The sequence below is a fragment of the Gillisia sp. Hel1_33_143 genome, from assembly GCF_900104765.1.
Classification (GTDB): domain Bacteria; phylum Bacteroidota; class Bacteroidia; order Flavobacteriales; family Flavobacteriaceae; genus Gillisia.
Map to the genome: position 1 here is coordinate 662,517 of NZ_LT629737.1, position 14,460 is coordinate 676,976.

Below are 14,460 nucleotides of genomic sequence, written 5' to 3' on the forward strand. Positions count from 1 at the left end.
TCAATTTTAAAAAGGTGGTCTCTTTAGATCACCTTTTCATTTTTCTAATTTTTCAGTTATCTGACATATAAAATTCTGATCAAGTTTTGGCTGCAAAACTTGAAAATCTGCCGTTTGAAATTTTTCTATTTCCAATAAATGTATGAATTGATGGTAATTAAGAACAAATGATATCAGTTTAAATGATTTGCTCACTTAAATCGAATAAGGATAATTCGTAATTTAAAAAGGCTTGATTTCTCCAGTCCAAAATTGGGATAATAACAAAATTTGAGTTTCAATTAGGAGCATTTTAAGCAATGAAAATAGTTTTTGAAATCCTTTAAAAAGGCAGTTGGTTTTGACCAACAGGTATGAAAATTTTGTCCCGCCTGCGGGACGAAATCGAATAGCAAGAGGATAACACGCCGGGCGATGTTTTTCGATTTCCTTTTCTTTAAAAACCCCTGTTTTTGGGCGATTTGCAGAGTATTGAAATTAAAAAAGTATCCAACCTACTGGATACATCCGTTCGGAAGGACCTGTAAAACAAGAAAGGCTGTAGCCAGTAATTATTAAAATAGTAGCCATGACAACAAAATCCAGACTTCAGATACAATCAAAAACTGCCAATAGATTCCGGGAGTTTTCTAAGAAAAACAACAGCAATCAATCAGAAACTTTAGATCTGATCCTTGATTTTTTTGAGAAAAATAACCTCTCCCCTTTTGAGACTTTAGTCCCTTCAAAAGTGAGCTTGGAAACCCTGATCAAAAAAAGGATCGATGCTGTGATTGCTATTTTAAAAAATATTGAAAAGACCCAAACCAAACCTGGTTTTCTCATGTTGGAATTACTCATGGAGGGACGCTCCATTTCAAAATCCATATTAGTTGAAAAGAATACAAGTTCCTCTTTTAATGAGAAAAGTTTAGAACAATTGGAATTGGAAATCTCCAGACTCGAAAAAGTATTAAAAGCAACCAAACAAGATCTAGAATATTTGCTACAAAAGGTGGAAGTAAAGGCGAACACTTTTGGTGCAGATTATCTAAAACTAAACATCTCTCCCACAGAATTTGAAGAGTTTAAAATAGCCATAAAACGTAGATCATAATGTATATCACAATCTCTGCTCAGAAACTAGGTGGCGCTTACTCGCAAAGTGCAGGTGATTTTGTGAGCTATCTCGAAAAAGAAAACCAGGGGAAAAGCCTTATGGATAAGGAATACTTTTTTGATCAATACGAAGATAAAATCTATCCATATCAGGTAATCAAAGAGATCGATGAAAATACTTCCAAATTAAAACTCAAGGAACCTAAATATTATTCCATTACCATAAATCCAAGTAAATACGAGTTAAAACACATTCATAACAATTCAGAAAAACTCCGGGAGTTTGTCCGGGAGGCCATGAAAGAGTATGCTGGTTCTTTCAACAGGGAAATTAATGGGAAACCCATAGGCGTAGATGATATTAAATATTTCGCTAAGATTGAACAGGAACGTACTTATAAAAGTAACGATATAGCAATTCGGGAAAATAAACCCTACAGTAATCAAATAGCACATCTTAAAAATGAGCTGCGGAAAGTAGAGCGCGGGGAAATTTCCGGGAATATCCGTCAACTAGAAAATGATATCCATAAGCTGGTCAGCGATGCGCCGTATAAATTTCAAGGACAGGTGATTGAACCGGGAATGAAAAAAGAAGGCTTGCAAAGTCATATCCATATTATCGTTAGTAGAAAAGACGCCTCTAATTCTTACAGTCTATCTCCGGGTAGCAAATACAAAGCTTCAGAAGTGGAGATGCACGGTAAAATGATAAAACGAGGTTTTGAAAGGGATCGTTTCTTTCAGAGTTCAGAAAAAGCATTTGATAAGATGTTTCAGTATAACCGTAATTATGTGGAAAGCTATACTGCTCGCAAGATACTCAGCAAAGATCCAAAGCAATATTTTTTAAGTTTAAGAAGTCTTGGGGTCAATGAGAAAAAGATCGCCTTTAAGATGATCCGGGAAACAGGCTTGCAATTACCAGTATTACATCTTCCTACCAGTACAGCTGGGATCGCTTTTAAACAACTAAAAAGAATAATTGAAGTAAGTCTTAAAGCAAGTTCTATTGGCTATTAAAAACATCTTATATGCTGCTCAATTCTGTTTTCAAGGTAAGATCCCTACTAAGAGATATAAATTTTAAAATATAAAAAAGTGAGCGAAGTCAATTACATACTTCATCTAAATGCAGTCTTGCGTATGTTTGCCAAGGACGACCGAATTACGTCTTCCCACCGGAGTCTCTACCTGGCCTTTTTTGAACTTTGGAACCAGAAACACTTTCCACAAACATTTATGGTAAATAGCAAACAGGTGATGGAACTAGCAAAAATACGCTCCAGAACAACCTATCTCAAACTGTTGCAAGATTTAAAAACTTGGGAATATCTACAATACCATTCTTCCCATAATTCTAACCTTGGTTCCATCATAGAGATGTTCAGATTTGATATAACAGTTGTTCAAAAAATGAACAAGGGTTGTTCAATTTCTGAACAGGTGGTTGTCCAAAAATTGGTTACTATTAATAAACATAAGAATAAACATATTATAAACTCTTTTAAACAAACATGTCCAAAAAATGAACAAGTGGTTTTAGCCTATTTTAAAGCTGAAAAAAGAAGCTCCTTGGAAGCAAAAAAATTCTTTAATTTTTATGAATCCATAGGCTGGAAATTAAATGGCAGAAATTCGATAATAGACTGGAAAGCCTGTGCCCGAAACTGGATGCTTAAAGCTGAAGAAATAAAAAATAACCAGAAGTTTAGTGAGCCGTCCCATAATAGAGACAACTTGCGTACTAATAGAAATAAAAACTATGGGGAGCCGTTGTGAGAAAAATTAAGGAACTGCTAATATGTCTTTTTTAGATCAGTCGTTATAATTTTACTTGAACTACGGGACGTAAAATTTGTAGGCATCTTCCCTTCCCTATCGAAATCCATGTAAATTAAAACTAAATACAAGTATTAATTATTAAAATGCATCCGCTGAAGCTGTCTACAATACAATGCTGGGAATTAAAAATATTAAAACCTATGAGGAGTGGACCTCTATCTTTAATCCTACCTCCACTTATATAGGAAACTGGAAAAAAGATTCAAAAATATACTTTGTTGGAACGGATAAAAATGGTAAAAAGGGTGGAATGGTATCGGAAATTGCAGAAAATATTCCGTTCAAGTTTGTTTCCATTCGCCATTACGGGATTTTAGATGGGGATAAAGAAATTATTGAAGGTGCAAAAGTTGAAAAATGGACAGGTGGATTTGAAAATTATTATTTTGATGAAAATAATGGTCTTACTACAGTGACAATTGAAGTAGATGCTATGGAAGATTTTATTGATTTTTTCAAAAATACTTTTCCTAAAGCTTTGAATAAACTTAAAGAAATTATTGAAAAATAGTATAAAAACGAGATGACTTATGTTGAAACGAATATTTGGCTGTTTCACCGAGCTCTATTAAAAGCTATAATAATGAAAAATTACTTGAGAGCTCTTATAATCAGCCGTTTGTAGTAATATAATTGAATACCAATTTCTTAATTTTAAGTCTGCATATCATAGACATACTGCATATTATTAATGCGAAAGATCTACAAAAGTTAAAGTCTTGTAATAATTTTTTTTTTTACTGCTTTCATTGAATGAGGAGCTCGCAAATCTCTTAGTTGATAGGGGACAAAGTAATTTTTATTATCCTCTGGAGGTTAAGTGTCAATCTACTGAACGGCTTTCTTAAATAAATATATTCACTCTAGTGAATAATTTCCTGAGTTTAGAGCAAGGTGAAAATCGACTCCAACTATTGATTTAAGGATATAAAATTTTAATATCCTTGACTCAATTTAAAATTCTATTACAAGAATTAGCTTCAACATTATTTAAAATGATTATAAATAATACCTTTGCATTATTCATAGTTCAAAATTAGAAGAATTATAATTCGATGCGAAAAACATTTAAGTCAAAAAAAAGGCAGAAAAACAAGTGGAAAAGTTATGCTGGAATATTACATCTGTGGTTAGGTCTTTTATCTGGAATTGTAGTTTTTATTATGTCTATTACTGGTTGTATTTATGTTTTTCAAGATGAAATCAAGGATGTTATTTATGAATGGAGACATGTGGAAGCATTAAATAAACCATTTATTGCCCCTTCTATTATTTTTGATAATGTAAAAAAAAGTTTTCCAGATTCCGAGGCTAATATGGTTGTTTACCAAAATAGCAACAGGCCTGCAACTGTATCCATAATGATCAATGAGATTCCGTATGATATTTACATAAACCCTTATAACGCTGAGATAACGCATGTCCAAAATCTAGATACAGATTTCTTCTTGCTTGTTGAAAACTTACATCGCTTTCTATTACTACCAGAACCTATAGGAAAACAAGTGACAGGTGTTTCAACAATAATATTTCTTGTAATGCTTGTGACAGGACTTATTCTATGGTGGCCAAAGAAATTAAAACATGCTTCAAAGAATTTCAAAATAAAGTGGAACGCAAAATGGCGTCGAAAAAATTATGACTTGCATAGGGTAATCGGATTTTATTTAATATTTCCAGCTATAATAATAGCCATCACAGGTTTGAGTTTTACATATGAATGGGTTCATGATAGTTTCTTTACACTTGGTAATATTAACAATAACGAAAAACTTGAGAAGGCTGTTCCCACTTTTGAAAAAACTAATAAGAAATCAACAGCTAAGGCTATTGATTTAGCCTTTACAAAAACTCAAAGATTAGCACCGGCTAGCGGAATGTATTTCGTTTGGGAGCAAGGAATAGGAATGCCAATTATGACTGGTGCCTATCCTGAATCTTTGGAATTCGACCATCAATCTAATTTTTATTTTGACAATACAAGTGGTGTTTTACTTTCCAGTAAATATTACAAAGATAAAAGCTTGGGATTAAAACTTCAAGAAATGAATTATGGACTGCATACAGGTCAGTTTTTCAATCTTCCAGGTAAAATACTTGTATTTTTCTTCAGTCTTTTCATAGCCTCCTTACCTATTACGGGAGTATTAGTGTGGTATGGAAGATCTAACAAATAAATAAAATTCTTTAAAATTTTTCTTGTTTACCTTATAATCATCTTGTAGTTTTGCGCCCTATTCTTATTTAGAATAAATTAAAATAATAAATAGTGCGTCAAATTATTCTCTCCTTCATAAGTCTAATATTTATATCTATACCGGCTAATATCTTCGGGCAAACAGACAATGAAATTTTAAAAGGGCAAATTGTTGATATCTATGGAACCCCTTTATATGGTGCTAATGTAATAGCCATTGATCTAAATCAAGGAACCTCTGCAAACAGCAATGGAGACTATGTTTTAAAAGGGAATTTTGAGGGAACTTATGAAATAGAATATTCCTATTTAGGATTTAAAAGTATTATAAAAACGATTACATTTAAAAAAGGGGAAACACAAACCTTAAATATTATTCTTAATGAAGATCCCTCTGCTCTAGACGAAATAAGCTTGAAATCTAAAAGTAAAGTTCGTCTAAAACGTGAAGAAGCTTATGCCATAAACGTAATTAAGGCTGAAGAACTATATAACACGAGCGCCAATATTAATGATGTACTAAATAGAACTTCCGGAGTTAGAGTGCGTGAAAATGGTGGTTTAGGATCTGATTTCACATTTTCACTTAATGGTTTCTCTGGAAGACAGGTTAAGTTTTTTTTAGATGGAATCCCAATAGACAATTTTGGTTCCTCCCTTACACTAAATAATTTCCCTGTAAATCTTGCAGATCGTATTGAAGTTTATAAAGGAGTCTTGCCAATTAATTTAGGAAGCGATGCCCTAGGTGGTGCGGTAAATATAGTTACGCGAACCAACCCAAATTATTTAGATGTTTCTTATGGATATGGGAGTTTTAATACGCATCGTGCCAACTTAAATTTTGCTTACACAAATCTTGAAAACGGTTTTACTGCGCGCGCAATTACCTTTTATAATTATTCTGATAATAATTATAAAGTAAAGGTTAAACCTATAGATTTAGAAACAGGTCAACGAATGGAAGAACAAGAAGTAGAACGTTTTCACGACAAGTATGCTTCAGCAACAGCAAATATAGAAGTTGGTATAACCGGAAAATCATATGCAGATAAACTACTTATTGGTTTTATCGCTTCAGGAAATGAAAAGGATATTCAAACCGGGGTAACAATGGATCAAGTATTTGGAGCTCGTACAGCAAACTCTCGAGCTTTTATTCCTACTCTAAAGTATAGCAAGAAAAATATAGTTATAGATGGTCTAGATCTAAGCTTCTATGGAGCATATAATAATGTTCGTAATCAATTCATAGATACTACCAGAGTCCGTTACAATTGGCTTCAGGAAACAAAACCTACAACAAGTGCTGAATTAAATCGTACGCAACTAGTAAATAAGGATAGAGAAGCACTGGTAACTACAAATCTGGGATACCAAATTAACAATCACCATGGAGTCTCTTTAAATTATTTAGTATCCGATTTCAATCGTGAATCTAGTGATGAAGAAGATCCTGACAATATCACATTTTTATTTCCACAAAAATTAAGAAAGCATATTTTAGGATTTGCATATCAAGCAAAATATGAGCGATTTACCGGAACTGCCTTCGCTAAAGCTTATTACTTACAAGCAGAGTCTTTTGAAAATTATACCAATAATACTGGAGAGTCAAACTATCAGCAAACAAATACAAATGCCAATAACTTTGGTTATGGATCTGCGGCCACTTATTTCATAATGCCTAAGCTGCAAGCTAAAATTTCTTACGAACACACCTACCGTTTACCCGAAGCATCGGAATTGTTAGGGGATGGACTTTATACACGTCGTAATTCCGACCTCACACCCGAGACCAGTGACAATATTAATATTGGAGCAAAATATGAATTCAATATTAAATCAAATAATATCTTAGCAATAGATGCTAATTACCTCTTTAGAAAGTCGAAAGACTTTATTCGTCTAGATCAATCTCAGTCTCAGCCAGTAGATAGACAATATGTTAATTTGGGAGATGTATCTACCAATGGAGTTGAAGTTGCAATAAATTATAGCTACAAAAATCAATTAAAAGCAGGTGCCAATTTCACTTACCAAAGTCTTATAGACAAACAAGAATTTTTAACAAGCACTAATTTCCAAGGCACTACGATCTCTCCAAATTTAAATTATGGTTTCCGCGTTCCGAACATCCCATATTTGTACGGGAATTTTAATTTAGACTATACTTTCCCTAAAAAAAATGTAGAGGTTAAAAATCAGCTTAATATTGGATACTCCTTAAACTATGTTCATGAATATTTTTTAACTCCAAATCAATTAGGTTCTAATAATCAGGACAATATTCCTACTCAATTATCCCATAACATAAGTGCTTCTTATGAATTGCTTAATGGCAAGTTTAATATATCTCTTGAGTTAAAAAATCTTAGCAACGAAGATTTATATGATAATTATCTCTTGCAAAAACCAGGAAGATTCTTTTTTATTAATCTTCGATACTTTTTAGACAAATCAATCTTTTAATATAAATAATGCATACTATGAATATAACAAAAACAATTTTTAGATCAATGCTAGCCATTAGCTTAATTGCGTTCACCGCTTGTAGCAGTGATGATGATGTTGCTACTGATCCTGATGGGAATCCAGAAACTTCTGAAAAATTATATGTTTTAGGTTTGGGTGTTACCACTTCAACTGAAACCACTAATTATATAATTGAAACAGATGATTTAATGAGTGGAGTTATCTCCTTGGAAGGTCAAGGAACTTTGCAAGAAGGTTATAGGGATTATGCGCAAGGGGGAGATACATTTTATAGTATTGGTGGATTAGGTGTTACCGATGTAAATACCATTACAGCCTCTGAAGATGGAACACTAAATATTCAATCTGGCCTTACTTTCGATTCTCAAGTAGACGGATTTCAAGACGTGGATGGAAATGGAAATACCATGGTTGGTATTTCTTCTCCTTTAAGTCCGACTATGGGTGAAAACATAAAGTTTTATACGGTAGATATTGCCTCCAATACAAAAAACAATATCACCAACATTCCATTTAGCAGTGTGTATGATATTACTCAAGATTGGATTTTTCATACTGGAATGCAGATAAGCGGAGGGAAATTATATCAAACCTTTTACCCTGTAAATGCCACTACTTACGAAACCAAAAATACTGATACACAATATGTAGCAATTTATAGCTACCCCGGCTTTGAGTTTGAAAAAGTAATTACAGATACTCGTGTAGGACCAGCAGGTGCTTTTAATACGCGAAGCGGTATTTTTAAAGCTGAAAATGGTGATCTATATACTATTTCAAATTCTAGCTTTACAAATGGATATAGCCAATCGACTAAGCCCGCTGGAATCTTGAGAATTACAGCAGGTACCAGTTCTTTTGACCCAGATTATTTCTTCAATACAAGCGAAGCTATGACAGGAGGGCGTATTGCTCATGCTATTTATATTGGAAATAATAAATTATTTGCAGCCGTAACTGTTGCAGAACATACAATAGATAATCGTTGGAGTGATACAAACTTGCGTTTAGCAATTGTAGATCTTACAAGTCAAACTATTTCTCTTGTCGAAGGTGCGCCGGAATTTACCGGAAACGGCGGGCGCAGTTTTGCAGCTTTTAAAGAAGAAGGAAAAGTATATACCTCAATTTCTGATGCTAACGGTACTGTAAATATTTACCAAACAGATATTAGTACTGCAACAGCTGTTAAAGGAGCAACAGTAGAAGCTTCATTCGTCGGTGGAATAGGACGTTTAAGATAAGTGAATTAGCAAATTAATTAAAAAACGCGTATTCTTTTAACTAGAATGCGCGTTTTATATTTATGAAAAAAAAGCGTTTAATACTTAATTAGCCCTTAATTACACCCAACAGAAATTAAGCATAGAGTAAGTTATAGTGAATTTGGGGTGACCATTGAATAAAAATTGTACTCTTATCTTACCATGGTATCTTTCTACCTACCTTATATTACACTCCAAAGAATAGATAAAGGAATAGTTATTACTTAAATAGTTTTAAGTTGTCGTCAAATCTGCACTTATTTTTTGCAATAGGAATAGTTTCATTGCAATTTATCTCTTTTTCACGGCTACTGACTTTTTCATTATTACGAATCGCTTTTCAGCTCTGAAAAATTCGGAGATATTTTTCAGTAGGATTTAATCAAAACTATTAGAATATACCTCATTGGGTATAATTTCTTAAAAAAATTAAATAATATACCTATTCAGGTATAAAACATGATAATTTTATTATATTGCACCCGTAAAGGTATATTAATGGAAAAATGGAATCGCAGCAATCCTATTGCCGAATATTTGCGAAAACAGAGGAAAGCGAGTAAAATGACCCAAACAGAGCTGTCCGACCTGACGGGAGTAGGGCTGCGTTTTGTTCGTGACCTAGAACAAGGTAAGCCCAATTTAATGACTGATAAAGTAAATCAGGTATTGCTTTTTTTTGGTGCTACTTTGAAACCTCAGCCTATAACAAATGAGAAAAGCTAAAATTTTTATTGACGATTTATTAGCTGGAATACTATCTGAAAATGAGGAAGGATATTTTTTTCAGTATGAAAAGACTTATTTAGATAGTATGGTTAAGAAACCTGTTAGTTTGACATTGCCACTTCAAAAAGAACCTTTTAAAGCCGAATATTTATTTCCATTTTTTGATGGTTTAATACCAGAAGGTTGGTTATTAAATATCGCTCAAAAAAACTGGAAATTAAATCCACGTGATCGTATGGGATTACTGATGGACACCTGTAAAGATTGTATAGGCAATATAAGTGTGACACCGTTATGAAAAATTGTTTAGCCTGTTTTATGCCCTTAAAAAAGGATGATATAATTTATCATCCTAAATGTCTTGCAGATTTCTGGCAAAATGAAACTCCTGTATTGAAATTAAACTTCTCAATATTAGAACTGGAAAAACTAGCCAAAGAAAATATCTCACAACGTATAACGGTACCCGGTGTGCAGCCAAAACTTTCATTAGGGTTCACTAACAAAGAAGAAAATAAAAGATTAACCATAGTAGGAGCATTGGATGGTAAATATATTTTAAAACCACCTTATTCACAGTATCCTCAAATGCCGGAAATAGAGGCATTATCGATGTTAATGGCTCAGGCTTGTGGAATTGCAACAGTTCCTTTCTTACTAATTCCTTTGAAAGATGGAGAGCTCGCATACCTTACACGTAGAATCGATCGGGATCTGAAAAACAATAAATATGCTATGGAAGATGCCTGCCAATTTACTGAACGGCTTACAGAACATAAATATCGAGGTTCATATGAACAAATTGCCAGAGCTATCTTAAAGTATAATGGAAATCGATTGATGGACGTAGTGCATTTTTATGAACAGGTAATAGTATCTTACCTAATTGGTAATAATGATATGCACTTAAAGAACTTTTCTTTGATATCTACAGAAACCAATTCATATCAATTGGCACCGGCCTATGACATTCTTGCTGTAAAACTACTAATGCCAGAAGATGATGAAGATCTAGCGCTAACACTTAACGGGAAAAAGCGAAAACTAAGGCAGAATGATTTTAATGAAGCTATGTTAAAAGCACATATCCCAGAAAAGGCAATTGATAATCTTTGGAAGCGAATTGGGAGAGGTATGTGTGAGTGGAAAGAATTGATTGAGCGTAGTTTTCTTTCAAACGAAAGAAAAGAAAATTTTAAAAAACTAATAATCCAGAAATCAACAGAAATAAATTTAAGAACGACTGACTAATATATATTGATTTACGCATATCTTCAATAATAGATTGTTTTATAGTTATAATCGCTTATTTCATTCGAACAGAAATACCTGACTTTTTATAACATGTAATGAGAATGTTATTCGAGTTTCCAATTAAAAAATACCTCTATTTAAAATTTATCTTTAATAATTAATAAAATTTACATATCATACCCGCTCCTTTTTTCGATTTAGTAAGTGGTAGCATTTATGAAGGCGATTAATTTGATAGATCATAATTATAATTGTTGTATAAACATAGCTATTCCAGTTTATAAAAAATAGTCACCTCCATTGTACGAAGAGATATTTAAAAAAATTATATTCATCCGTAAGAATAATTTAATAAGGAAAACACATAAAGTACAAGCTCCTATAATCTTCTCTCAAACAAATGAAGCTATCAAATAAATTTTGATAGCTTATATACATTTAATATTAATGTAAGTTCTTTAATCCTCATATTCTTTAATAATGGAACCAATTTCATCAAAAATTAACATTTTTTCATTGTTCCAACCTTTTTTTAATTCAACTTCGTAAGTAATTTTACCCGCTTCTTCCTTCATTTCTATATCCTCAATTTTAAAAGAAGAATAAGAAGTACTAATTTTAGATTTGATAGCTTGTGGTAGTTCTGCTTCATTTAATTCTTTTTCCGTTTTTATAGTTTTTCCGGAAGCATCATACCAAATTTCATTTTCTTTTCTAGCTATATCAAATTCTACTTTGTAGAGATCATTTTGTTTTTCCCACTCTATATCTGTGGCATTGACAAATTCCTTTTCGAAATTTAGTCTTAAATCCCTTGGAACTTCGTTATTTTTTAAGTCTTGCGCATTTACTGCCACAGTTGCAAATAAGGTAAGAGCAGCTAATTTTAAATTTTTCATAATAGTTGTTTTTTAATTTGATTCAAAGAAAGAAGCCAAAACTGGAAGAAATTAGGAACTTATAATAAAATTGAAATTCCCAAATCTTTCTAGAATTAGCTCGTATTTTTAACCTTTATCACCGAATATGAAAATACTTATAATAGAAGACGAGCAGGAAATGCGAGAGAATATGCAAAATTCTTTGGAAAGAGAAGATTTTGTAGTAGAAACTGCAGATGGATATCATGATGCACTTTCCAAAATTGGTGTATATGAATATGATTGTATTTTGCTTGATATATCTCTGCCAGATGGCAACGGACTTGAAATTCTAAAGGAGCTTAAAAATAAAGAAATATCAGATAACGTAATTATAGTTTCTGCTAAAGATTCTTTAGATGATAAAATTAAAGGACTGGATCTGGGAGCAGATGATTATTTGCCAAAGCCTTTTCATATTGCAGAATTACATGCAAGAATAAATGCTGTTTTAAGACGCAAAAAATTTGATGGATATAATATTCTGAACATTGCTAATGTGTCTATCAATTTTGATAAACATCTGGTATTTATTGATAATAACGAAATTAGTTTTAATAGAAAAGAATTTGACATTCTCTTATACCTTGTCACAAATAAAGACAGGTTGGTAAATAAATCTGCACTTGCAGAGCATGTTTGGGGAGATTATATAGACCAAAGTGATGATTTTGAATTTATTTATTCCCAAATAAAGAATTTAAGAAAAAAGCTTAATACATATAAGGCTGACATTGAAATAAAAGCAGTTTATGGAATTGGATATAAACTGATAAGTTTATGAAATTACTAAATTATACTACCAGATATTTTGCAATAATCTTATTTGTTCTTCTTTCAATTTGGGCGGTCATATTTTATTATGCCATGCTGGATGAAATATACGATAGTATGGACGATGGTTTAGAAAATCAAAAAATGTTAGTGATTCGTCGTGCAGTAGAAAATATTTCTATTGAAGAGAAAAATGACTTTGGAGATGGTTATTATACGCTCAAAAAAATCAAATCCGAACATGCTAATAATATCAAAGATCACTACCGAGACACTTTGATGTATATGCATAATGAAGAGGATTTTGAACCAGTAAGGCTATTGGAAAGTGTTTTTAAACATAACTATGAATATTACAAGATAAAAGTTATTACCTCGATGGTCGAAGAAGACGATCTTATAGAAGATCTCTTGTACTCACTCTTATGGCTATATTTAGGTTTAATAATTTCAATAATATTTTTGAACAATATTGTCCTCAATAAAATTTGGAACCCATTCTACAAACTTATCACTGAGCTTAAAAATTTTAATATTGAAAAGGATGAAAATATAAAGGTTCAGCAAACTTCAATTGAAGAGTTTAATTTATTGAATAAACAAATTCAGGTCCTCCTGCAAAAATCCCGAGATAGCTTTATAGGTCAGAAGCAGTTCATCGAAAATGCTTCCCACGAATTGCAGACTCCGTTGGCTATTAGTATCAATAAGTTAGAATTATATATTGAAAACTATGATCTAAGCGAAAGTGAATTAGTGCAAATCGCCCAGGTACTGAATAATTTAGAGCGTTTGACCCGCTTTAATAAATCCTTGCTGCTATTAAGTAAGATTGAAAATCGACAATTCCTTTATGTACAAGAGGTATCCATCATTTCAATTATCCAAGAAGTGGTTGAGGATTTTTCAGATTTTGCTGCTCACAAACAAATGGAGTGTATAATAACATCCGAAGAAAACATCGTTTTTAAAATGAATAGGGACCTGGCAGTCATTCTATTCACCAACCTCATTAAAAATGCAATTGTTTATGGGGAAAATGGAAGTCTGATCAATATTGAAATTGAGAAACAAGAGATAAGAATCTCTAACTTATCTACACAAGAAGCCTTGAAAAAAGAGAAATTATTTACCCGTTTCTATAAAATAAGCAGTAAAAATTCCAATGGTCTTGGTTTGGCAATCTCTAAAGCCATAGCTGATGAATACGATCTAGAATTAGAATATTATTTTGATGAAAGACACATTTTCAAAGTAGTATTTCCAAAATCCTAAATTTCTTCCCAAAATATAATCTTACAAGATAAATTCCAGGTTCTTTCCTGATTTCAGTTTGATATTGCGGTAATCTTTAAAATCTGTAATATGAAACGAAGAATCTTAATGACAGTGATTTTAGCAGGAATCCTTATATCCTGTAATTACAATGATAGTCCTGATGTGAAAACTCCTTCTGTGGTATTAAATACTTTTCAGCGAGAATTTCCAGAAGCAATAGATATTAGATGGGAGGAATTTAAAGATAAGTATGAAGTAGATTTTGAATATAAAAATATAGATTATTCCGCCATAATTGCGAGGGATGGTAACTTGATTAAATATAAGTATGAAATCTTGTCTTCCCAATTACCAGAAGCTGTGAATAACACCATCAAGACTAATTATGATATGAGAAAAATTGATGACTATGAAATTCTAAAAATTGGAAAAATTACTTATTACCAGATAGAAATTGATGGAAGCCTAATGGACGAAAAACTGATTTTTAATTCAACTGGAGATCAAAATCCACAGATAAAATATTTTGATTAATCTAGTAGCTACAAGAAATATCAACCTTTATAAATGCCTATTTATAAAGCGATTTTTTTAATTAAAATTA

Annotated in this window: 14 protein-coding genes; 13 read left to right on the top strand and 1 reads right to left on the bottom strand. The window is 32.2% G+C overall.

Going from position 1 to position 14,460, the window contains the following annotated elements; all coding sequences use genetic code 11:
• Positions 1 to 568: 568 nt before the first annotated feature.
• The 10 genes from BLT84_RS03005 (at position 569) to BLT84_RS03050 (ending at position 10,881) form a co-directional block, all read left to right on the top strand.
• On the top strand, positions 569 to 1,096 hold the full coding sequence (locus BLT84_RS03005) for a BfmA/BtgA family mobilization protein (protein WP_091262777.1): 528 nt from the start codon (positions 569 to 571) through the stop codon (positions 1,094 to 1,096).
• On the top strand, positions 1,096 to 2,121 hold the full coding sequence (gene mobB / locus BLT84_RS03010; RefSeq protein WP_091262779.1) for a MobB family relaxase: 1,026 nt from the start codon (positions 1,096 to 1,098) through the stop codon (positions 2,119 to 2,121). Before BLT84_RS03005 ends, mobB begins: the two co-directional genes overlap by 1 nt.
• Positions 2,122 to 2,199: 78 nt before the next feature.
• On the top strand, positions 2,200 to 2,880 hold the full coding sequence (locus BLT84_RS03015; protein WP_157717891.1) for a hypothetical protein: 681 nt from the start codon (positions 2,200 to 2,202) through the stop codon (positions 2,878 to 2,880).
• A gap of 175 nt (positions 2,881 to 3,055) precedes the next feature.
• Positions 3,056 to 3,454, top strand: a complete 399-nt coding sequence (locus BLT84_RS03020; protein ID WP_091262783.1) for a tungsten formylmethanofuran dehydrogenase — start codon at positions 3,056 to 3,058, stop codon at positions 3,452 to 3,454.
• A gap of 544 nt (positions 3,455 to 3,998) precedes the next feature.
• A complete protein-coding gene (locus BLT84_RS03025; protein ID WP_091262785.1) occupies positions 3,999 to 5,120 on the top strand; it encodes a PepSY-associated TM helix domain-containing protein in 1,122 nt (373 codons plus the stop codon).
• Positions 5,121 to 5,212: 92 nt separating this feature from the next.
• The gene (locus BLT84_RS03030; RefSeq protein WP_091262787.1) at positions 5,213 to 7,612 is read left to right on the top strand and encodes a TonB-dependent receptor; all 2,400 of its coding nucleotides are present in this window, start codon (positions 5,213 to 5,215) and stop codon (positions 7,610 to 7,612) included.
• A 17-nt stretch (positions 7,613 to 7,629) separates the two neighbouring features.
• Entirely contained in the window at positions 7,630 to 8,880 is a 1,251-nt protein-coding gene (locus BLT84_RS03035; RefSeq protein WP_157717892.1) for a DUF4374 domain-containing protein, read from the top strand.
• Between the two features lie 519 nt (positions 8,881 to 9,399).
• Entirely contained in the window at positions 9,400 to 9,627 is a 228-nt protein-coding gene (locus BLT84_RS03040; RefSeq protein WP_034887605.1) for a helix-turn-helix transcriptional regulator, read from the top strand.
• Positions 9,614 to 9,928 carry a HipA N-terminal domain-containing protein gene (locus tag BLT84_RS03045; protein WP_091262792.1) on the top strand — a complete coding sequence of 105 codons (315 nt, stop codon included), beginning with the start codon at positions 9,614 to 9,616 and terminating at the stop codon, positions 9,926 to 9,928. Before BLT84_RS03040 ends, BLT84_RS03045 begins: the two co-directional genes overlap by 14 nt.
• Positions 9,925 to 10,881: a HipA domain-containing protein gene (locus BLT84_RS03050; RefSeq protein ID WP_091262794.1), complete on the top strand. Its 957-nt coding sequence runs from the start codon at positions 9,925 to 9,927 to the stop codon at positions 10,879 to 10,881. Before BLT84_RS03045 ends, BLT84_RS03050 begins: the two co-directional genes overlap by 4 nt.
• Positions 10,882 to 11,342: 461 nt before the next feature.
• Here the strand turns inward: BLT84_RS03050 and BLT84_RS03055 are convergent, their stop codons facing one another.
• Positions 11,343 to 11,783, bottom strand: a complete 441-nt coding sequence (locus BLT84_RS03055) for a PepSY-like domain-containing protein (protein ID WP_091262795.1) — start codon at positions 11,781 to 11,783, stop codon at positions 11,343 to 11,345.
• A 127-nt stretch (positions 11,784 to 11,910) separates the two neighbouring features.
• Between BLT84_RS03055 and BLT84_RS03060 the strand changes: the two genes are divergently transcribed.
• The 3 genes from BLT84_RS03060 to BLT84_RS03070 all read left to right on the top strand — a co-directional run bounded on the left by BLT84_RS03060 (position 11,911) and on the right by BLT84_RS03070 (position 14,390).
• Complete coding sequence (locus BLT84_RS03060) at positions 11,911 to 12,588, top strand: response regulator transcription factor (protein WP_034887598.1); 678 nt, start codon at positions 11,911 to 11,913, stop codon at positions 12,586 to 12,588.
• 107 nt (positions 12,589 to 12,695) lie between these two features.
• Positions 12,696 to 13,853: a sensor histidine kinase gene (locus BLT84_RS03065; RefSeq protein WP_231929435.1), complete on the top strand. Its 1,158-nt coding sequence runs from the start codon at positions 12,696 to 12,698 to the stop codon at positions 13,851 to 13,853.
• A 90-nt stretch (positions 13,854 to 13,943) separates the two neighbouring features.
• Positions 13,944 to 14,390: a PepSY-like domain-containing protein gene (locus tag BLT84_RS03070; RefSeq protein WP_091262799.1), complete on the top strand. Its 447-nt coding sequence runs from the start codon at positions 13,944 to 13,946 to the stop codon at positions 14,388 to 14,390.
• Positions 14,391 to 14,460 lie beyond the last annotated feature (70 nt).